20 protein-coding genes are annotated in these 18571 nt (G+C 67.8%); 13 read left to right on the top strand and 7 right to left on the bottom strand.

What is annotated here, in order from left to right; all coding sequences use genetic code 11:
• Nucleotides 1-14: 14 nt before the first annotated feature.
• From JQ639_RS02130 to der, 12 genes are all read left to right on the top strand, one after another.
• The gene (locus JQ639_RS02130) at nucleotides 15-599 is read left to right on the top strand and encodes an NnrU family protein (RefSeq protein WP_211969681.1); all 585 of its coding nucleotides are present in this window, start codon (nucleotides 15-17) and stop codon (nucleotides 597-599) included.
• Nucleotides 600-601: 2 nt separating this feature from the next.
• Nucleotides 602-1429, top strand: a complete 828-nt coding sequence (gene panB / locus JQ639_RS02125; protein ID WP_211969682.1) for a 3-methyl-2-oxobutanoate hydroxymethyltransferase — start codon at nucleotides 602-604, stop codon at nucleotides 1427-1429.
• 188 nt (nucleotides 1430-1617) lie between these two features.
• The gene (locus JQ639_RS02120; protein ID WP_211969683.1) at nucleotides 1618-2409 is read left to right on the top strand and encodes a FadR/GntR family transcriptional regulator; all 792 of its coding nucleotides are present in this window, start codon (nucleotides 1618-1620) and stop codon (nucleotides 2407-2409) included.
• Nucleotides 2410-2464: 55 nt separating this feature from the next.
• Nucleotides 2465-3658: an ABC transporter substrate-binding protein gene (locus JQ639_RS02115; protein ID WP_211969684.1), complete on the top strand. Its 1194-nt coding sequence runs from the start codon at nucleotides 2465-2467 to the stop codon at nucleotides 3656-3658.
• 26 nt (nucleotides 3659-3684) lie between these two features.
• Nucleotides 3685-4545 carry a branched-chain amino acid ABC transporter permease gene (locus JQ639_RS02110; protein ID WP_211969685.1) on the top strand — a complete coding sequence of 287 codons (861 nt, stop codon included), beginning with the start codon at nucleotides 3685-3687 and terminating at the stop codon, nucleotides 4543-4545.
• 24 nt (nucleotides 4546-4569) lie between these two features.
• Complete coding sequence (locus JQ639_RS02105; RefSeq protein WP_211969686.1) at nucleotides 4570-5565, top strand: branched-chain amino acid ABC transporter permease; 996 nt, start codon at nucleotides 4570-4572, stop codon at nucleotides 5563-5565.
• Complete coding sequence (locus JQ639_RS02100) at nucleotides 5562-6326, top strand: ABC transporter ATP-binding protein (RefSeq protein WP_211969687.1); 765 nt, start codon at nucleotides 5562-5564, stop codon at nucleotides 6324-6326. The genes JQ639_RS02105 and JQ639_RS02100 overlap by 4 nt, the downstream gene beginning before the upstream one ends.
• Nucleotides 6326-7024 carry an ABC transporter ATP-binding protein gene (locus tag JQ639_RS02095; protein WP_211969873.1) on the top strand — a complete coding sequence of 233 codons (699 nt, stop codon included), beginning with the start codon at nucleotides 6326-6328 and terminating at the stop codon, nucleotides 7022-7024. Before JQ639_RS02100 ends, JQ639_RS02095 begins: the two co-directional genes overlap by 1 nt.
• A 24-nt stretch (nucleotides 7025-7048) precedes the next feature.
• Nucleotides 7049-8449 carry an amidase gene (locus JQ639_RS02090; protein WP_211969688.1) on the top strand — a complete coding sequence of 467 codons (1401 nt, stop codon included), beginning with the start codon at nucleotides 7049-7051 and terminating at the stop codon, nucleotides 8447-8449.
• Between the two features lie 206 nt (nucleotides 8450-8655).
• Nucleotides 8656-9309, top strand: a complete 654-nt coding sequence (locus JQ639_RS02085) for a tetratricopeptide repeat protein (protein WP_211969689.1) — start codon at nucleotides 8656-8658, stop codon at nucleotides 9307-9309.
• 78 nt (nucleotides 9310-9387) lie between these two features.
• Nucleotides 9388-9948 carry a hypothetical protein gene (locus tag JQ639_RS02080; protein WP_211969690.1) on the top strand — a complete coding sequence of 187 codons (561 nt, stop codon included), beginning with the start codon at nucleotides 9388-9390 and terminating at the stop codon, nucleotides 9946-9948.
• Between the two features lie 85 nt (nucleotides 9949-10033).
• Nucleotides 10034-11419 (top strand): ribosome biogenesis GTPase Der, encoded by a 1386-nt coding sequence (der, locus tag JQ639_RS02075; protein WP_211969691.1) that lies wholly within the window; start codon nucleotides 10034-10036, stop codon nucleotides 11417-11419.
• A 61-nt stretch (nucleotides 11420-11480) separates the two neighbouring features.
• Here der and JQ639_RS02070 read toward each other — a convergent pair whose 3' ends face one another.
• The 3 genes from JQ639_RS02070 to JQ639_RS02060 all read right to left on the bottom strand — a co-directional run bounded on the left by JQ639_RS02070 (nucleotide 11481) and on the right by JQ639_RS02060 (nucleotide 13124).
• The gene (locus tag JQ639_RS02070) at nucleotides 11481-11735 is read right to left on the bottom strand and encodes a PilZ domain-containing protein (RefSeq protein ID WP_249123579.1); all 255 of its coding nucleotides are present in this window, start codon (nucleotides 11733-11735) and stop codon (nucleotides 11481-11483) included.
• A gap of 96 nt (nucleotides 11736-11831) precedes the next feature.
• Nucleotides 11832-12152 carry a DUF2147 domain-containing protein gene (locus tag JQ639_RS02065; RefSeq protein ID WP_371745180.1) on the bottom strand — a complete coding sequence of 107 codons (321 nt, stop codon included), beginning with the start codon at nucleotides 12150-12152 and terminating at the stop codon, nucleotides 11832-11834.
• Nucleotides 12153-12380: 228 nt separating this feature from the next.
• Nucleotides 12381-13124 (bottom strand): SDR family NAD(P)-dependent oxidoreductase, encoded by a 744-nt coding sequence (locus tag JQ639_RS02060; protein WP_211969693.1) that lies wholly within the window; start codon nucleotides 13122-13124, stop codon nucleotides 12381-12383.
• A gap of 193 nt (nucleotides 13125-13317) precedes the next feature.
• On the opposite strand from JQ639_RS02060, the gene JQ639_RS02055 reads away from it, so the two are divergent.
• Nucleotides 13318-13836 (top strand): GNAT family N-acetyltransferase, encoded by a 519-nt coding sequence (locus tag JQ639_RS02055; RefSeq protein WP_211969694.1) that lies wholly within the window; start codon nucleotides 13318-13320, stop codon nucleotides 13834-13836.
• 28 nt (nucleotides 13837-13864) lie between these two features.
• On the opposite strand, the gene purF is transcribed toward JQ639_RS02055, so the two are convergent.
• From purF to JQ639_RS02035, 4 genes are all read right to left on the bottom strand, one after another.
• Nucleotides 13865-15409, bottom strand: a complete 1545-nt coding sequence (purF, locus tag JQ639_RS02050) for an amidophosphoribosyltransferase (RefSeq protein ID WP_211969695.1) — start codon at nucleotides 15407-15409, stop codon at nucleotides 13865-13867.
• Between the two features lie 36 nt (nucleotides 15410-15445).
• Nucleotides 15446-16093, bottom strand: coding sequence for a CvpA family protein (locus JQ639_RS02045; RefSeq protein WP_211969696.1), 648 nt, complete (start codon nucleotides 16091-16093; stop codon nucleotides 15446-15448).
• 258 nt (nucleotides 16094-16351) lie between these two features.
• Entirely contained in the window at nucleotides 16352-17806 is a 1455-nt protein-coding gene (radA, locus tag JQ639_RS02040) for a DNA repair protein RadA (protein ID WP_211969697.1), read from the bottom strand.
• Between the two features lie 16 nt (nucleotides 17807-17822).
• Complete coding sequence (locus tag JQ639_RS02035; protein WP_211969698.1) at nucleotides 17823-18557, bottom strand: sulfite exporter TauE/SafE family protein; 735 nt, start codon at nucleotides 18555-18557, stop codon at nucleotides 17823-17825.
• Between the last annotated feature and the right edge of the window lie 14 nt (nucleotides 18558-18571).

Genomic DNA, 18571 nt, shown 5'->3' with positions numbered 1-18571 from the left:
CGGAGGGACGGCTCATGGGTCTCGTGCTGCTCGTTCTCGGGCTGGTTCTGTTTCTCGGCGTTCATGTGCTGACCACGCGGCGCGACGCGCGCGCGGCGATCATCGCCCAGACCGGCGAGGGGATCTACAAGCTCGGCTACTCGCTGGCCTCGCTGGCCGGCCTCGCGCTGATCGTCTGGGGATTCTCGCTGTACCGCGCCAGCGGCTGGATCAACGTCTGGCATCCGCCGGTGGCGATGAAGCACATCACCATCGCGCTGATGCTGCCCGCCGCGATCCTGGTGGCGGCGTCGTACCTGCGGGGCCGGATCTACACCAAGCTCAAGCATCCGATGCTCGCAGGCGTGAAGCTGTGGGCGTTCGCCCATCTGCTTGCCAATGGCGACCTCGGCGGCATCATCCTGTTCGGCTCGTTTCTGGCGTGGGCGGTTTATGATCGCATCTCGCTGAAGCGGCGCAGCGATGCCGGCGCCCCGCCGATCCCGGTCGGTGGCGTGCTCAACGACGTCCTCGCGGTGGGGGTCGGCATCATCGTCTATCTCGCGCTCGCATTTGCCTTCCATCCCGTCGTTATCGGCGTTCCCGTCTTTGGAGCCTGACCATGTCCGTTCAAACCGCCGTCAAGCGCAAGACCGCGCCGCAGATCCGTGCCCGCAAGGGTGGTGATCCCATCGTGATGCTGACGTCGTACCACGCGCATACCGCGGCGCTGGTCGATCGCTTCTGCGATGTCATTCTGGTCGGCGACTCCCTCGGCAATGTCATGCACGGTTTCGAGACCACCTTGCCGGTGACGCTGGAGATGATGATCCTGCAGGGGCGGGCGGTGATGCGCGGCTCGCAGCAGTCGCTGGTCGTCGTCGACATGCCGTTCGGCTCCTATGAGGCGTCGAAGGAGGAGGCGTTCCGCTCCGCCGCGCGCATCCTCAAGGAGACCCACTGCGGCGCGGTCAAGCTCGAGGGCGGCGCGCGCATGGCCGAGACCATCGCTTTCCTGACCGAGCGCGGCATTCCGGTGATGGCCCATGTCGGGCTGACGCCGCAGTCCATCAACACCCTGGGTTCGTTCCGCGCCCAGGGGCGTGACGAGGCCGATGGCGCGCGCATCGAGAACGATGCCCGCGCGGTCGCCGAGGCCGGCGCGTTCTCCGTGGTGATCGAGGCGGTGGCCGAACCGGTCGCCCGCCGCATCACCGAGACCATCGCGATCCCGACCATCGGCATCGGCGCCAGCGCCGCCTGCGACGGCCAGGTGCTGGTGCTCGAGGACATGCTGGGTCTGTCGGCGCGGGTGCCGAAATTCGTGAAGCGTTACGGCAATCTCGGCCCGGCGATCGCCGAGGCGATCGAGGCCTATGCGGCCGACGTCCGCAGCCGCGCCTTCCCGGGGCCCGAGCATACCTACGCGCTGACGCCGCCGAAGGGCTGAGCGCGCGTTCCGATTCCTTCCATCCGCTGATCTGACGTGGCCGCCGTTTCGGCGGCCGCGTCGTCATGGCTGCGGATGCGAGGAAAGTTTTCTTGCAATTCCAGAGATTTAACGCGGCCCGCAGCGATCCGGGGGACGACTGACTTCGCCGCTTGCAAAATCAGGCCAGTCCTATTTATGATTATAATATGGATAATATGCAGAATGACGATCTGGTCGATCCGTCCCAGAAGGCGGCCATCAAGCGCAAGCGGTCCGACGCGGTCGCCGACCGGATCCGTCGGCATATCTTCCAGGCAGGCCTGAAGCCGAGCGACCGGCTGCCCCAGGAGCCGCAACTCATCGACATGTTCGGGTGCAGCCGCTCGACCATTCGCGAGGCGCTAAAATCGCTGGAAGTGCAGGGGCTGGTGCAGAACTCGACCGGCCCCGCAGGCGGGGCGCGGGTCGCATCGGTGTCGCCGGCGCGCACCATCGGGCTGCTCAGCAACTACTTCTACTTCCACCCGATCAATATCGTGCAGATCTACCAGATCCGGCGGCTGACCGAGCCGGAGCTCGCGGCGAGCGTCGTCGGCCATCTCCGCGACAGCCACTTTGCCGCGCTCGAGCGCACCATCGAGGAGCAGCACGAGCATCCGACCGATGCCGCCGGCTGGGCACATCACCGCAAGGTCGAGGTCGAATTCCACGAGATCCTGATCGAGGCCTGCCCCAATCCGCTGCTCGGGCTGATGTGCCGGTTTGTCAACGAAGCCATCAACTGGACGATCGGCACCGTCGGCGACAACGAGCTGTCGTGGGCCTTCTCCTGCGCCAACATCGACTATCACCGCCGCCTGATCGACGCGTTCCGCTCGGGCGACGCGGAGCGGGCGCGCGAGGTGATGCACGAGCACGTGCTCAGCGCCGAGAGCTTCCTGCTGCGTCCGAACGAGCCGCAGCAACCGGTCTTTGCCGAACCGCTGCAGCTCGATTGAGCTGCGGCGGTGCGACCACAACCAACAATCATAAAACACACCAGGGGAGACAATCATGATTACACGACGCACCTTCACGTCTGCACTTGCGGGGGCTGCCCTTGCACCGGCCGTGCTGCGGCATGCAATGGCGGCCGAGCAGGTCAGGCTGTGCACCGCGCTGTCGCTGTCCGGGCCGTTCGCGATGGCCGGCCAGCCGGCGGAGACCGGCGCGCGGCTCGCGGTCAGCGCGCTTGCCGCAGACTACGGCCTCGACGCGGCGCTGCAGGTGATCGACGACGAGGGCAATCCCGGCCGCGCCATGCCCAAGATCATCGCGGCTTTGCAGCAGGGCGTGCGCTTCTTTTCCGGTGCGGTGCTGTCGAATGTCGGCCTGCCGATGTCGGCGGAGATCGCCAACGGCGGCGGCGTCTACATGTCCGCCGTCGGCGCTGACGAGATCACCGGCGCCGACTGCCGCCGCAGCACCTTCCGCTGGCCGGTGTCGAGCTACGGCGCCGTGCACCAGACCATCGGCGCGCTGATCGACGCCGATCCCAAGGCAAAGCGCTGGTACACGATTACGCCGAAATACGTGTTCGGCGAGGCGATGCTGCGCGAGGCACAGGCGATCTTCAAGCAGAAGAACGTCGAGCATGTCGGCAACAGCTTCCACGCCATGGCCGATACCGAATTCTCCGGCTATCTCGCGAGCGTCGCGGCGGCAAAACCCGACGTGCTGGCGATCCTAAATTTCGGGCCGCAGAGCACCAACACCCTGCGTCAGGCTGCGGATTTCGGCCTCAAGCAGAACATGAAGATCGTTCTGGTTTGGGGCGCGGGGGCTGAGCAGTACGCCGAGATCGGCAGCGACGTGCTCGAGGACGTCTATGTCGGCGCGCAGTACGACGACCAGATCGACAGCGCCGGCAACCGCCGGCTGGTCGAACTGTTCGAGAAGCGCCTCAAGGTTCGGCCGAGCTATGCCATGGTCAACGGCTTCGTCACCACGGAACTGCTGATGCGCGGCATCAAGGCCGCGGGCAGCGCCGAGCCGGCACGGGTGATTAAGGCGCTGGAGGGGCTGACCTACGAAGGGCCGACGGGCGAGGAACAGATCCGCGCGTTCGATCATCAGGTCATCAAGAACTACTACCTGCTGCGCGGCAAGGCGCCGGCGAAGAAGAAGGGCAAGGACGACTATGTCGAGATCGTCAGCTTCGGCAAGTCGTTCGTCGAGCCCGCGCGCTCCGACTGCAAGATGACCTGAGCGCCGCTCTGGAGAGGGCAACCGTCATGAGCCTCAACCTGCTCCTCACCCAGGTCGTCAACGGCCTGGGTGTCGGGATGATCTACTTCATGATCGCGATCGGTCTGTCGATCATCTTCGGCATCATGCACTTCATCAACATCGCCCACGGCGCGTTCTATCTCGTGGGCGCCTATCTCTGCTACGTCCTGGTGGGCGCGACGGGCAACTTCTGGCTCGCGCTGGCGCTGGCGCCGCTGATGGTCGGCGCCATGGCGTGGCTCGCGGAGCCCGGCGTGCGGCGGCTGTACGACCTGCCGGCGAGCTTCCAGATCCTGGCGACGCTCGGCCTCGCGCTGATCATCCAGGAGGTCGTGATCCTGATCTTCGATCCGGTCGGCAAGAACGTCGCGGCGCCGGCGCTGCTGCGCGGCGCGGTGATGTTCGGCGATTTCATCTATCCCAAGTACCGCCTGTTCGTGATCGCGCTGACGGCGGCGATCACCGCGGTGCTGTGGTTCGTGCTCGAACGCACCAACTATGGGGCGGTGCTGCGCGCCGGCACCGAGTCGATGCCGACCGTGGAACTGCTCGGCATCGATATCAGCCGGACGTTCTCGCTGACCTTCGCGATCGGCGCCGCGCTCACGGCGCTGGCCGGCGTGCTGATCGCGCCGATCCGCGGCGTCGAGCCGTTCATGGGCGTCGAGGCGCTGTCGATCGCGTTCGTGGTGATCGTCATCGGCGGGATCGGCAGCTTCACCGGCGCACTGGTCGGCGGGCTTCTGATCGGCGTCGTGCAGAGCGTGATGACGGTGTTCTGGGCCGCCGGCGCCAGCATCATGATCTATGTCGCCATGGCGCTGATCATCCTGCTGCGTCCACGCGGCCTGCTGGGGCGGGCCTGAGCGATGCGCAACCCTTTCTCATCGATGCCGACCCCCGTGGGGCTTGCGCTCGCGGTCGCCGCCGTGGCCGTGGTGCTGCCGCTGGCGTTGCCGTCCGCGGCCTTGGCCACCGAATGCCTGATCTTCGCCATGGCCGCGCTCGGCTGCAACCTGCTGCTGGGGCGGGTGGGGCTGCTGTCGTTCGGCCAGGCCATCTTCTTCGGCGCGGGCTCTTATTGCGCCGGCATCCTGCTGATCCGCTACGATGTCGGCCTGATTGCTGCGCTCGCCGCGGCGGTGGTGTTGGCCGGCCTGCTGGGCGCGGCGATCGACGTCATCGCAACCCAGCGTCACGGCATCTACTTCATCATGTTGACGCTGGCTCTGACGCAGATGGCGTTCTTCCTGTGCTATGCGGCCTCCGATCTCACCGGTGGCGACAACGGCCTGTTGAACGTGCCGCGGCCGGACCTGTCCGTGCTCGGCCATCCCCTGGTGTCCTTCGCCCAGCCGCTGCAGTTCTACGCTTTCGTCGCGGTCGTCTGCGTCGGCGTGTTCTTCCTGTTCGCACGCCTGGTCGACTCGCCGTTCGGCGCGACGCTGGTGGCGATCCGCGACAACGAGGATCGTGCGATCGCCATCGGCTACGACGTGCGTCGCTACAAGATCCTCAGCCTCGTGCTGTCCGCCGCGGTCACAGGGCTGGCGGGCGCGCTGTATGCCATGGCGCTCAAGTTCGTGCCGCTCGCCAATGTCGATCTCGCCATGAGCGAGCGCATCATCGTGATGACCATTCTCGGCGGCACCGGCACGCTGTTTGGCCCCATGCTCGGCAGCGTCGCGGTCGTGGTGCTCTCCTACGTGCTGTCGGACATCTGGGCACGCTGGCAGATCGTGCTCGGCGCTCTGCTGGTGCTGGTCGCGTTCGGGCTGCGCGGCGGCCTGTCGTCGCTGCTCGATCCGCTCTTCCGCAAACGCAGCGGCGAGGGCGAGGCACAGCCGGCGGCACTGGCCGGCTCGCGGGGAGGGGCACAGCAATGACAGGTTCTCAGGCAGTGGCGCCCGCGCTCGCGGTCGCCGGGATCGAGAAACGCTTCGACGGGTTTCGGGCGCTGGGGCCGGTGTCGTTCACCGTGGCCGATGCCGGCGTGCACGCCTTCATCGGGCCGAACGGCGCCGGCAAGACGACGCTGTTCAATTGCCTGACCGGGCGGCTGCGGCCGACCGCCGGCGCGGTGCGTCTCGGCGGGCGCGACATCACCGCCATGGCGCCGCACCGCCGCGTGCATCATGGCCTTGCGCGTTCGTTCCAGATCACCAACCTGTTTCCGAACCTGACCGTGCACGAGAACGCGCGCCTCGCCGCGCAGGCACTGTCGCCGCGGGCCTTCGATCTGTGGCGCGACCGTGCGCGGCTGGCGCAGGTGACGGCCCGGGCGGACGAGCTGCTGGAGCGGCTCGCGCTGACCGCGAGGGCGCAGACGGTCGCCGGATTGCTGTCCCACGGCGAGCAGCGGCGGCTGGAGATCGCGATGGCGCTCGCCGGGCAGCCGCAGGTGCTGCTGCTCGACGAGCCGACGTCCGGCATGGGCATCGACGATATCGACACCATGACCCGGCTGATCGAGGCGCTCGGCCGCACCATGGCGGTGGTGCTGATCGAGCACAACATCCGTCTGGTGATGCGCATCAGCCGCTCGATCACGGTTCTGTATCGCGGCGCCATCCTGCGCCAGGGCCTGCCGGCGGAGATCGCCGCAGATCCGCAGGTCAAGGCGGCCTATCTGGGGACGGCGGCATGATGCTCAGCGTGACCGATCTCAATGCCTGGTATGGCAAGAGCCATGTGCTGCAGGACGTCAGCCTCGACGTCGACGCGGGCGAAGTGGTCTGCCTGCTGGGGCGCAACGGCGCCGGCAAGACGACCACGCTCAAGAGCCTCGTCGGCGCGGTGCCGGCGCGGCGCGGCGACGTGCGTTTCCGTGGCGAGGCCATCGTCGCGCTGCGCACCTACCAGATCGCGCGCTGCGGTGTCGCGCTCGTGCCCGAGCATCGCGGTATCTTCGGCCTGCTGTCGGTCGAGGAGAACCTCGCGATCGCGGCCCGCAAGGGAACGCCCTGGCCGCTCGACGCGATCTATCGGCTGTTTCCGCGGCTGCAGGAGCGCCGGCGCAACCGTGGCACGGCGCTGTCGGGCGGCGAGCAGCAGATGCTGGCGATCGCCCGCGCGCTGATCGGCGGACCGCGCCTGCTGCTGCTCGACGAGCCGACGGAAGGCCTCGCGCCGGTCATCGTCGACGAACTCGCGGATATCGTGCGCGCCGTGCGCGAGGCCGGCGTCGGCGTGCTGCTGGTCGAGCAGAACCTCGCGTTCTGCGAGGCGCTGGCCGATCGCCACTACATTCTCGATCAGGGGCGGATCGTGTTCGCCGCCGATCGGACGACGTTCGCGGGCGCGGCCCGCGAGCGCGAACGCTATCTCGCCGTCACGGCGGATTGAACCAAAACCATCAGGGGAGACGACATGCAGAACGAGCTTTGGCGATGGACCGCGACGGATCTGGGGCGCGCGATCGGGGAGCGGCGGATATCGAGCCGCGAGGCGGTGCAGTCGGTGCTGGGCCGCATCGCCGCGGTCAATCCGGCGGTCAACGCGGTGGTGGATGTGCTGGCCGACGAGGCGCTGGCGGCCGCCGATCAGGCCGACGCGGTGGTCCGTTCCGGCGTGGCGCTGAGCCCGCTGCATGGGGTGCCGGTGACGATCAAGGTCAATGTCGACCAGCGCGGCTGCGCCACCACCAACGGCGTCGTTGCCTTCCGCGACATCATCGCCACGGAGGATTGTCCGACGGTCGCGAACCTGCGCAAGGCCGGCGCGGTGATCGTCGGCCGCACCAACACGCCGGCGTTCTCGCACCGCTGGTTCACCGGCAACGCGCTGCATGGCGACACGCGTAATCCCTGGGGCACGCAGTGGACGCCGGGCGGGTCGAGCGGCGGCGCTGGTGCGGCGGTCGCCGCGGGCATGGGCCCGATCGGCCATGGCAACGACTTCGGAGGCTCGATCCGCTATCCGGCCTACGCTTGCGGTGTCGCCGGCCTGCGTCCGACGCCGGGGCGTATCGCTCATTTCAATCCGTCGGCGAGCACGGAGCGTCCGATCACCGCGCAGATGATGTCGGTGCAGGGGCCGCTGGCGCGCTCGGTCGCCGACCTGCGCGCGGCGCTGGCGGCGATGGCCGCGCCCGATCCGCGCGATGCCGGCTGGGTGCCGGCGCCGCTGGAAGGACCGCGCGTCGCCCGCCGGGTGGCGCTTGCGGTGGATCCGGCCGGCGACGTCGCGCCGGAGATCGCGGCGGCGATCCGCACCGCCGGCCGCTGGCTCGCCGATGCCGGCTACGAGGTCGAGGAGGTCGCGCCGCCGCGGCTCGTCGAGGCCGCCGACCTCTGGCATGCCCTTGTCGTCAACGAGGAGCGGCGCTTCCTCGAGCCGCTGATCCGCAAGCATGGCGACGCCAAGAGCCTGCGCAACATCGATGGCCATGTCGCCTACGCGCCGCATCTGACCGGCGACGAGATCCTCGCCGGCTTCGAGCGGCGGCTGTCGATCCAGCGCGACTGGCAGCTGTTCCTGGCGCGCTATCCGGTGCTGGTGACGCCGGTGTCGCACCAGTTGCCCTTCGAGGACGATCTCGACCAGCGCGACGACGACACAGTACGGCGGATGATGGATGCGCAGCGCTCGCTGCTTGCCGTTCCCGTGCTCGGTTTCCCGGCGCTGTCGGTGCCGACGGGTCTCGTTGGCGGCCGGCCGGTCGGGGTGCAGATTGTCGCACCGCGCTATCGCGAGGACGTGGCTTTTGCCGCGGCCGAGGTCATCGAGCGCCATGCGGCGATGCCGACGCCGATCGATCCGCGGCCCTGAGCGGCCTCTCCGGCGACCGCTCGAGGACCCAATCCTTCGCGGTCGGCCGCGCCTGTCCACACCCGCCGCGTCATCGCGGCGGGTAACTCTTTGAACAGGCTTGCTTTGCCTTGCCTCCGCCATATCGATAGGGTATCGCCGCCATCGCATTGGGGCTGGCACTGGCTGGGCCGGAACGCGCCGCGGCCGTGGGTGGGATATCTTAAGTGTCTGAATTATTTGATGAAGTCGACGAAGAACTGCGTCGCGAACAGCTCAAGAAGCTGTGGGACCGCTATTCCATTTTCATTATCGGCGTCGCCGTCCTGATCGTCGCGGCTGTCGCCGGCTGGCGCGGCTACACGTACTGGGAAGGCAAGCGGTCGGCGGAAGCCGGCGCAGCCTTCGAGGCCGCGGTCGCGCTGGCCGATCAGAACAAGCATGCCGAAGCCGAAGCGGCGTTCACCAAGCTGGCCGCCGAGGCGCCGCGCGGATATCGCACGCTGGCACGCCTGCGCGCGGCCGCTGAAGCCGCCACGCATGATCCGCAGTCCGCGGTGAAGCTGTTCGACGCCATCGGCAGCGATGCCAGCGTGAGCCAGAGCGAGCAGGATCTTGCCAAGACACGGGCGGCGGCGCTTGTGGTCGATACCGCGCCCTATGACGAGATTCGCCAGCGGCTCGAGCCGATCACCGGCACCGGCCGCGCCTTCCGCCACACCGCGCGCGATCTCCTGGCGGTATCCGCCTGGCGTTCGAACGATCTCGCCGCGACACGGCAGTGGGTCGACCTGATCATGAACGACGCGGAGACGCCGTCCAGCATCCGCACCCGGACCGAAGCGTTGCAGGCGTTGCTGCCGCCAGCCGCCAAGAGCTGACGGCGACCGAAATCATCGATGGACCGTGGCGCGTCGTGACCGCGCCGCAGCGTGAACCCGAAGCCGAGTGAAGACCTGATGCGCCGTTCCCAACGATTGATTGCCTCCGGTGTCCTTTTGGCGCTCTGCAGCGTGCTGGCCGGCTGCGGCGGCGGCGGGCTGAGCAGTTTCGACCCGATGGACATGCTCGACTTCCTCGACACCAAAAAGAAGCTGCCGGGCAACCGCCAGCCGGTGTTCCCGGAGGGCGTGCCCGGGCTCGAGCAGGGCGTGCCGAAGGACCTCTACAAGGGCTCGCCGGAAATGCAGAGCCAGGAGCAGCAGTTCAAGGACGCCGGGTCGCAGCAGACCGCCGCGGCCGCCGCCGCTGCGACCGAGGCGCCGAAGCCCGAGGCCGCTGCCGAGCAGCCGAAGGCCAAGCCCCGGAAGCCGCGCCATCGCTCTACCACCGCCCCCCAGGCCGCCGCGCCTGCGGACGGCGCCGCCGCCGAGGAGGCACCGCCCAAGCCCGCCCGCCGGGCCCCGCGGGCAGCCCCGGCCGCCGCGTCCCAGGATTCGCAGCCGGCACAGCAGCCTGCCCAGGCCCCGGCGCAGTCCTCGTTCCCCGCGCCGCTGCCGAGCGGCAGTTTCTCCCGGTAACAGCCGTCCCGCGGGGACGGCCTCGATGGCATCGCCGTCGTTCCCGCTGTTGACATGAGGTCCGGGACGGGCGAACGGATCGGACATGTCATTCACTTTCGCCATCATCGGCCGTCCCAACGTCGGCAAGTCGACCCTGTTCAACCGCCTGGTCGGGCAGAAGCTCGCGCTCGTCGACGACCAGCCCGGCGTGACGCGCGACCGCCGCGAGGGCGAGGGCCGTCTCGGCGACCTCCGCTTCACCATCATCGATACCGCCGGTCTCGACCACGGTCCGCGCGGCTCGCTCGCTGCCCGCATGCAGGAGCAGACCGAGGCGGCGATCGCCGGCGCCGATGCCCTGCTGTTCGTTATCGACGCGCGGGTCGGGCTGACGCCAGCCGACCGCGGCTTCGCCGATCTCGTCCGCAAGGCCGGCAAGCCCGTGGTGCTGCTCGCCAACAAGAGCGAAGGCAAGCATGGCGAGGTCGGCGCCATGGAATCCTATGCGCTCGGCCTTGGTGATCCCGTGCCGATCTCGGCAGAGCATGGCGAGGGTCTCAGCGACCTCTACGACGCGCTGCGCGAGGTGATGCCCGAGGACGAGATCGACGACGACGAGGAAGAGGACGACACCGAGGACGAGGCCGCCGGCACCGAAAACCGTCGCCCCATCCGCGTCGCCATCGTCGGCCGGCCGAACGCCGGCAAGTCGACGCTGATCAACCATCTGCTCGGCGAAGAGCGTCTGCTGACCAGCGACGAGGCCGGCACCACGCGCGACTCCATCGCGGTCGACGTCGACTGGCAGGGGCGTGCGTTCCGCGTGTTCGATACGGCCGGCCTGCGCCGCCGCTCGCGCATCGAGGAAAAGCTGGAGAAGCTTTCGGTCGCCGACTCGCTGCGCGCCGTCCGCTTCGCCGAGGTGGTGGTGCTGATGATGGATGCCCAGCATCGCTTCGAGGAACAGGACCTGCGCATCGCTGATCTCGTCGAACGCGAAGGCCGGGCGCTGGTCATCGCGGTCAGCAAGTCCGACCTGATCGGCCGCCAGGCCAACCTGATGTCGTCGCTGCGTCAGGATGCCGATCACTGGCTGCCGCAGATCAGGGGCGTGCCGGTGGTTGCTGTGTCCGGCGTGACGGGCGAGGGGGTCGACCACCTGATGACCGCGATCGAGGACGCCTACGCGGTCTGGAATAAGCGGACGTCGACCAGCATGTTGAACCGGTGGTTCGAGCAGGCGATCGCCGCCAACCCGCCGCCGGCGGTGTCCGGCCGCCGTCTCAAGCTAAACTACGTGACCCAGCCCAAGGCGCGGCCGCCGAGCTTCGTTGTGTTCTGCTCGCGCGCCGACGCGGTGCCGGATTCCTATCTGCGCTATCTCACCAACAGCATGCGCACGGCATTCGATATGCCGGGCACGCCGATCCGCATCACCTTGCGAGAGAAATCCAACCCCTTCGCCCACAAGGCCAAGCGCAAGTCGTGATCCCGTGCACCCGGGTGGCCCGTGGAGCGGGCCTCTCCCGTGTCGATAAAGCCGTTGCTGGCTAGAGAAAGGCGACGCCGATCTGCGTGCCCCGTCGCCAGGTGACACGGCAGCGGCGGCCCGGATCGGTGCGGGACAGGCGCAGCTCGAACTGCGTGCGCGTGAAGCGGGGATCGTCGATCTGCAGTTTGGCACCGCTGTCGGAGATGTCGATCACGATGCAGCGGCGGGCGGCGAAATCGCCGGGCATCGTGATCCAGCCCTCGCGGTCGATACGGCGGCGCGGCGCGCGCTGCTTTCTTCCGAACAAGCGCATGATGCGGATCTCCTCGCCGGCAACGCCGCCGTCCGCCGTTGGTTTCTGCTTCCAGCGATTCGAGACGAGTTTGAGTCGATCTCGAATGATCGAAGGTCAGTTGACCCGCGTCCAGGTGGTGGATTTGCAGATCATGCCCCCCATGACGCAGCCGGAGGTGGTCAGGATATTCCCTGACAGCGACATCTTGCCGGTATAGGTCTTGCCGTCGTCCGGGTTGAACGCGCTGCCGCTCCAGCTGTCGGGGCCGCTCGGCTTCATGTCGAAGAACACCTTCTGGCCGACCTTGGCGGGCGTTTCGGTGCCGGGCTTGATCCAGGAGATGTGGCCGCACACGGCCCCGCCGCCACAGGGGGCGAACTTGACCTGGGAGGCGCCGGTGTCACGCAGCCAGGTCCCGCCGATTTCGGCGGCCATGGCGGGCAGGGCCCACGATGCCGCGGTCACGGCGATGGCAATGCCCGCGATGCGGCTCGTGAACAGCTTCGACAGCGTCTGCGACATCTTTCCGAATCTCCCTGATAGGCCCGTTCTGGCGCCGGACTGCGGCCAGTCAAGCAAGCGCGCCCGGAACAAGTCAACACGATCACCCCTGCACAAAAGCGCGCAGGCGGCAGCTGGTGTTGACGGCGGGATACGGCGAGGTCAGGGCGTCGGCGCGGCAAAATCCAGAACGGCGCGGCTGCGGTAGTCGAACATCTTGCCCGTGTCCGTCCACGACGGCGCACACAGCGGCACGATGAATTCGGCGACCTGCTCCGGCGTGTCGAGCGTTTCCGGGTCCTCGCCCGGCATCAGCGTCGCGCGCATCCGGGTGCGGATCGGGCCGGGGTTGAACAGGTTGACGCGCACCGCCGTGCTCGCGGTCTCGTTGGCCCAGACCCGCGCCAGCGTCTCCACCGCGGCCTTCGAGGCGGCGTAGGGGCCGACATAGGCGGTGGCCTTGCGCGCCGCGCCGGAGGTGACGAACACCGCGCGGCCGGCGTCGGAGGCCCGGAGTAGCGGCTCCATGCAGCGCACCAGCTGGAAGTTGGCGGTGACGTTGACGGCGAACACGTCCGTCCAGCCCTTGAGATCGATGTGGCCGAGCGGCGAGGACGGGCCGAGCACGCCGGCGTTACCGACCATGATGTCGAGTTTGCCATGCCGCTCATTGAGCGCCGCGCCGAGCCGCGCGATGCCGTCGCTGTCGGTCAGGTTGAGCGGCACGAGCGTGGCGCTGCCACCGTCCTTGCGGATCTCGTCGTCGAGCTCCTCGAGGCCGCCGACAGTCCGCGCCACGGCGATGATGTGGGCGCCGGCGCGCGCCAGCGCCCGCGCAGTGGCGTAACCGATGCCGCGCGAGGCGCCGGTCACCAGGGCGATTCGGGAGGAGAGATCGACAGCCATGGGAGGATCCTGCAGTCCAAGTCTTGAGGGCCGGTGAGCTCCGGCGGTGGCGGCCCGTTGCCGGGCGGTCATAAGGTACCGGCACTCGCAAGCCGATGCCGGCGGGGTTTATCGCGATTTGCGGCGGATCGAAAGGCCTGCGGCCGATGCACGGCCGGCCGCGCCGGTTGGCTTTTCATGGTAGAGCGGGCGCATGTCGAGCTTATTCGAAGGGTTGGCGTCGCAGTGGCGCCCGATGACGGCCGCCGACCTGCCGGCCGTGGCGGCGGTCGCCGCCCGCGTGCACCCGGACTATCCGGAGGACGATGCGGTGTTCGCCGAGCGGCTGCGCCTCTATCCCGCGGGCTGCCTCGTTGTGGCCGGCGCGCAGGAACTCCTGGCCTACGCCGTCAGCCATCCCTGGCACCGCCTGCGGCCGCCGGCGCTCAACAGCCTGCTTGGCGCGCTGCCAGCGGCGCCATCGACCTACTACATCCACGACGTCGCGCTGCTGGCACAGGTGCGCGGCGGCGGCACGGGCGCGGCGCTGGTCGCGCGGCTGGTGGCGCAGGCCCGCTCGGCGGGACTGGCCGAGCTGTCATTGGTCGCGGTCAACGGTTCGGATGGGTTCTGGCGGCGCCAGGGCTTCGCCGACGTCGACGAGCCTGCGCTTGCGGACAAGCTGGCAAGCTATGACGCCGCGGCGCGCCTGATGGCGCGCCGGCTCGGCTGAAGCCCGCAGCCGGGCGAGGCGGACGTGCTCAGCTCGCCTCGGCCAGCAGCGAAAGCTGGCGCGGGGTCGGCTCGGCCTGGTTCTGGTCGGTCAACGGCGTCGGATAGTCGCCGGTAAAATAGTGGTCAGTGAACTTCGGATGCGCCGGATCGCGGCCCGGCTCGCCCATTGCGCGGTACAGGCCGTCGACGGTGAGGAACGCGAGGCTGTCGCAGCCGATCAGCTCGCGCATCTCTTCGAGGTTGTGCGTTGCCGCCAGCAGATGCGCGCGGTCCGGCATGTCGATGCCGTAGTAGTCGGGATGGGTGATCGGCGGCGAGGCGATGCGGAAATGCACCTCGCGGGCGCCGGCGTCCCGCATCATCTTCACGATCTTCTTCGACGTAGTGCCGCGCACCAGCGAGTCGTCGATCAGGATGATGCGCTTGCCTTCGATCGCGGTGCGGTTCGCCGAGTGCTTCATGCGCACGCCGAGCTCGCGGATGCTCTGGGTCGGCTGGATGAAGGTGCGCCCGACATAGTGATTGCGGATGATGCCGAGCTCGAACGGAATGCCCGAATACTGGCTGTAGCCGATCGCTGCGGGCACGCCGGAGTCCGGCACCGGCACCACCACGTCGGAGGGCACATGGCTCTCCTTGGCGAGTTCGGCGCCGATCGCCTTGCGCACGTCGTAGACCGAGCGGCCGCCGAGCACCGAATCCGGGCGGGCGAAATAGATATACTCGAACATGCAGGGCCGCGCCGCCTGCGGCGGGAACGGCTTGTGGCTCTGCGTTCCGTTCTCGTCGAACACGATGACTTCGCCGTTCTCGATGTCACGGATGTACTTGGCGCCGATGATGTCGAGCGCGCAGGTTTCCGAGGCGAGGATCGGGCAGCCGTCGAGTTCGCCCAGCACCAGCGGGCGGATGCCGAGCGGATCGCGCGCGCCAACCAGCTTCTTGTTGGTCAGCGACACCAGCGAGTAGGCGCCCTCGATGGCGCGCAGCGCTTCGATGAAACGGTCGATGAAATGGTTGCGCTTGGACTGCGCCACGAGATGCAGGATCACCTCGGTGTCGGTGGTCGACTGCATCATGGCGCCGCTGCGCACCAGCTCGCGGCGCAGCGTCAGGCCGTTGGTCAGGTTGCCGTTGTGGCCGACCGCGAAGCCGCCGGCGTTGAGTTCGGCGAACAGCGGCTGGACGTTGCGCAGGATGGTCTCGCCGGTGGTCGAATAGCGGACATGGCCGACGGCCGACGAGCCGGGCAGACGCTCGATCACCTCGCGGCGGGAGAAGGTGTCGCCGACAAGACCGAGGCGACGTTCGGAGTGGAAGCGGTTGCCGTCGAAGGAGACGATACCGGCCGCCTCCTGGCCCCGGTGCTGCAGGGCATGCAGGCCGAGCGCAGTGATCGCCGCCGCGTCCGGATGCCCAAAAATGCCGAACACGCCGCACTCTTCGCGCAGCGTGTCACCGTCGAGATCCTTGTCGATGACGATGCCGTCCGAGGCGGCAGAGGTGGCGAAAGCGGGGGCGTCTGCGCCCTTCGCACCGGAGTCGCGGGAAGGGCCTTGCATCTCGTCCATTGCGCCTCTCTTCACCGGAGTGTCGTCCGGCAATCCTTAACGTCCTGCGGCCTTGCCGTCGATCAGCTGCTTGAGCCCGTCCCGGGTCGATTTCGCATAGCCGCCATCCGTCGGGCCGGCGGCCGGGGTCGGCGCTGCCGGGGCGGCGTCGGTCTGTTCCTCGTCCGCCTTCGGCTTCTTCAACTTCTTCAAGATGGTGTTTTCAGGGTCATCCGGCAAGAGCGACATCAGCCAGTCGCCGGTGCCCTGCAGCACCACCCGTGACTTGGCGGAACGGACCCAGTCCGGCTGCTGCTTCTCGGGAACCAGCCAGACGAAGAACAGGAAGGCGACCACGATGATCAGCAGGCCGCGGGCGAGGCCAAACAGGAAGCCCAGGGTGCGGTCCAGCGCGCCGATCCGGGAATCCAGGATCATGTCCGAAATTCGCACCGTGATGATCGACACCACGATCAGCGTGCCCAGGAACACGCCGGCGATGACTGCGATGGTCGCCACCGTATCGTTGTTGAAATAGGTCTTGGCGGTCGGCAGCAGCTTGTTGAATGCGTAAAGCGTGGTCAGCGCTGCGATGCCCCATGCGGCGATCGACAGGATCTCGCGCATGAAGCCGCGGATCATCGCCAGCAGGCCGGAGATCAGCATCACGCCAAGGACAATGATATCGAGGAGGGTAATCGGCATCGGCTGGTCAGGTCCGCTCTTGCATTCGACTCCTGCGAATCGGCTCCGCTGCGCCTCGTCAGGAGACGGCGATATGACATGTTCGGCAAGACGGGGAAACCTTACGGCCCCGTCCATCCCAACATTTCAATCACACCTTTTCGATCACTTTATTCAGATCACCTGGATTTGGATCATCTGGTGTTCATCGATGGTGCGGGCGGCATCCGGTCGCGCGCGGGTTGTATAGCGGTGGCGAACGCCAGCGTCATCCGTGGTTTAGCCCTCGGAGCGGCGGATTTTGGCTGGTGTGGCATTTTTTCCCGCTGCATCCGATGTGGTGCCTTTGCGGCCGACGCCGCGGGCGGCGATATCGGCCACGAGACTGGTGAGGGAGCCGACCTGGTTCAGGGAGAGGCCGGCGTCACCGGAGGCGTCGCCGCGGGCGGTCTCCGGAACCACGGCCTTGCCGAATCCGAGCTTGGCGGCCTCCTTGAGGCGGGCGGAGGCCTGCGCCACCGGGCGGACCGCCCCGGACAGTGAGATTTCGCCAAAATAGACCGCGTCGGTCGGCAGCGGCGCATGGGCCAGCGAGGAGACGAGGGCGGCAGCGGCGGCGAGGTCGGCAGCCGGCTCGTGGATACGCAGCCCACCCGCGACATTGAGGTACACGTCATGGCCGCCGAGCTTGACGCCGCAATGGGCCTCCAGCACCGCCAGCACCATGGACAGGCGGCTTTGGTCCCAGCCCACCACAGCGCGGCGCGGCGTGCCGAGGGACGTCGGCGCAACCAGAGCCTGCAGTTCCACCAGCACCGGCCGTGTGCCCTCGATGCCGGCGAACACCGCGGTACCGGGGCTGCCGAGGTCGCGCTCGGACAGAAACAGCTCCGAAGGGTTGGTGACCTCGCGCAGGCCAAGACCGGTCATTTCGAACACGCCGATCTCGTCGGTCGGGCCGAAACGGTTCTTGACCGCGCGCAGCACGCGGAATTGCTGCGATCCCTCTCCCTCGAACGACAGCACGGCATCGACCATGTGCTCGACGACACGGGGGCCGGCGATCTGTCCGTCCTTGGTGACATGGCCGACCAGGATCAGCGCGGTGCCGGTCTTCTTGGCAAAGCGGATCAGCGCCTGCGCCGAGGCGCGCACCTGGGTGACGGTGCCCGGCGCCGACTCCACGGTGTCGGTCCACATCGTCTGGATGGAATCGATCACCACGAGGCGCGGCGTCGTGCCTTCCGAGAGCGTCGCGATGATGTCCTCGACGGAGGTCTCGGCGGCGAGTTGCACCGGCGCGTCGGCGAGGCCGAGGCGCGCGGCGCGCAGCCGCACCTGAGCGATCGCCTCTTCGCCGGAGATGTAGACCGAGCGATGGCCGGCACGCGCCATCAGGCTCGAGGCCTGGGTCAGCAGGGTCGACTTGCCGATGCCGGGATCACCACCGACCAGCAGCACCGAGCCGCGCACGAAACCGCCGCCGGTCACGCGGTCGAGCTCGGCCATGCCGGACGGCAGGCGCGGCGCGTCGCGGCTCTCGCCGGCGAGGCTCTCGAGCGTGAAGGTGCGTCCCTTGCGCTTGGGACGAATGCTCGCTGGCATGGTGGTGACGCCGCCGACATCCTCCTCGGTCAGCGTGTTCCACTCGCCGCAGGATTCACATTTGCCCTGCCAGCGCCCATAAGCGGCGCCGCAGTTCTGGCAGACGAAGGAGAGAGCGTTCTTGGCCATGGATATTTGGATTCGGTCAGGAGGCGTGGGCGGCATTCCATAACATGGATATGCCAGAGACGATCATCAAACCGTCCATGATCAACCGGAACGCCCCCGGGTCCATGCGCAGCACGAAGCGCTTGGCGATGAAGGCGCCGGCCATGAGCGAGGAGCCGGCGATCAGGCCCTTGAGCAGGGTATCGACCGGCAATGCGCCGGAGCGCTGGAAGGTGAGCGTCTTGCTGACGTAGATGGCGAGCGAGCTGGCGGCCTCGGTCGCGAGAAATGGCCCCTTGGTCAGGCCGTAGGCGATGAACAGCGGCACGCTCAGCGGTCCGGTGGAGACCACGATGCCGGTGAGATAGCCGATGATCGCGCCGCCGATGGCGAGCTGGCCGAGCGAGGCCTTGTGCGCATGGCGCGCCATCCAGTGGCGGACCGGGACCATCGCGATCAGGAACAAGCCGATGCCGAGATCGACGAGGCGCGAGGGCAGTACCAGCAGCGTGCGCGCGCCGAGCACGGCGGCGGGGATCGCCGGCAGCGCATAGGCAGCGCAGGCGCGCCAGTCGACCTCGCGCCACCAGGCGAGGATGCGCGACAGGTTGGCCATAATGGCTGCGACCGCCATGATCGGGACCGCTTCCTTCGGGCCAAATTCATAGACGAGCACCGGCACCAGCATGATCGAGGAGCCGGTGCCGACAATGCCGCTGATGGTGCCGGCGACGAGGCCGACCGCGAGCACGAAAGCGAAGGCGAGGATCATGGGCTGATGATCAT

The organism is Bradyrhizobium sp. U87765 SZCCT0048 (assembly GCF_018131225.1).
Classification (GTDB): domain Bacteria; phylum Pseudomonadota; class Alphaproteobacteria; order Rhizobiales; family Xanthobacteraceae; genus Bradyrhizobium_A.
The sequence above is the reverse complement of the archived record's forward strand: the minus strand, read 5'-3'. Positions and strand labels throughout refer to the sequence as shown.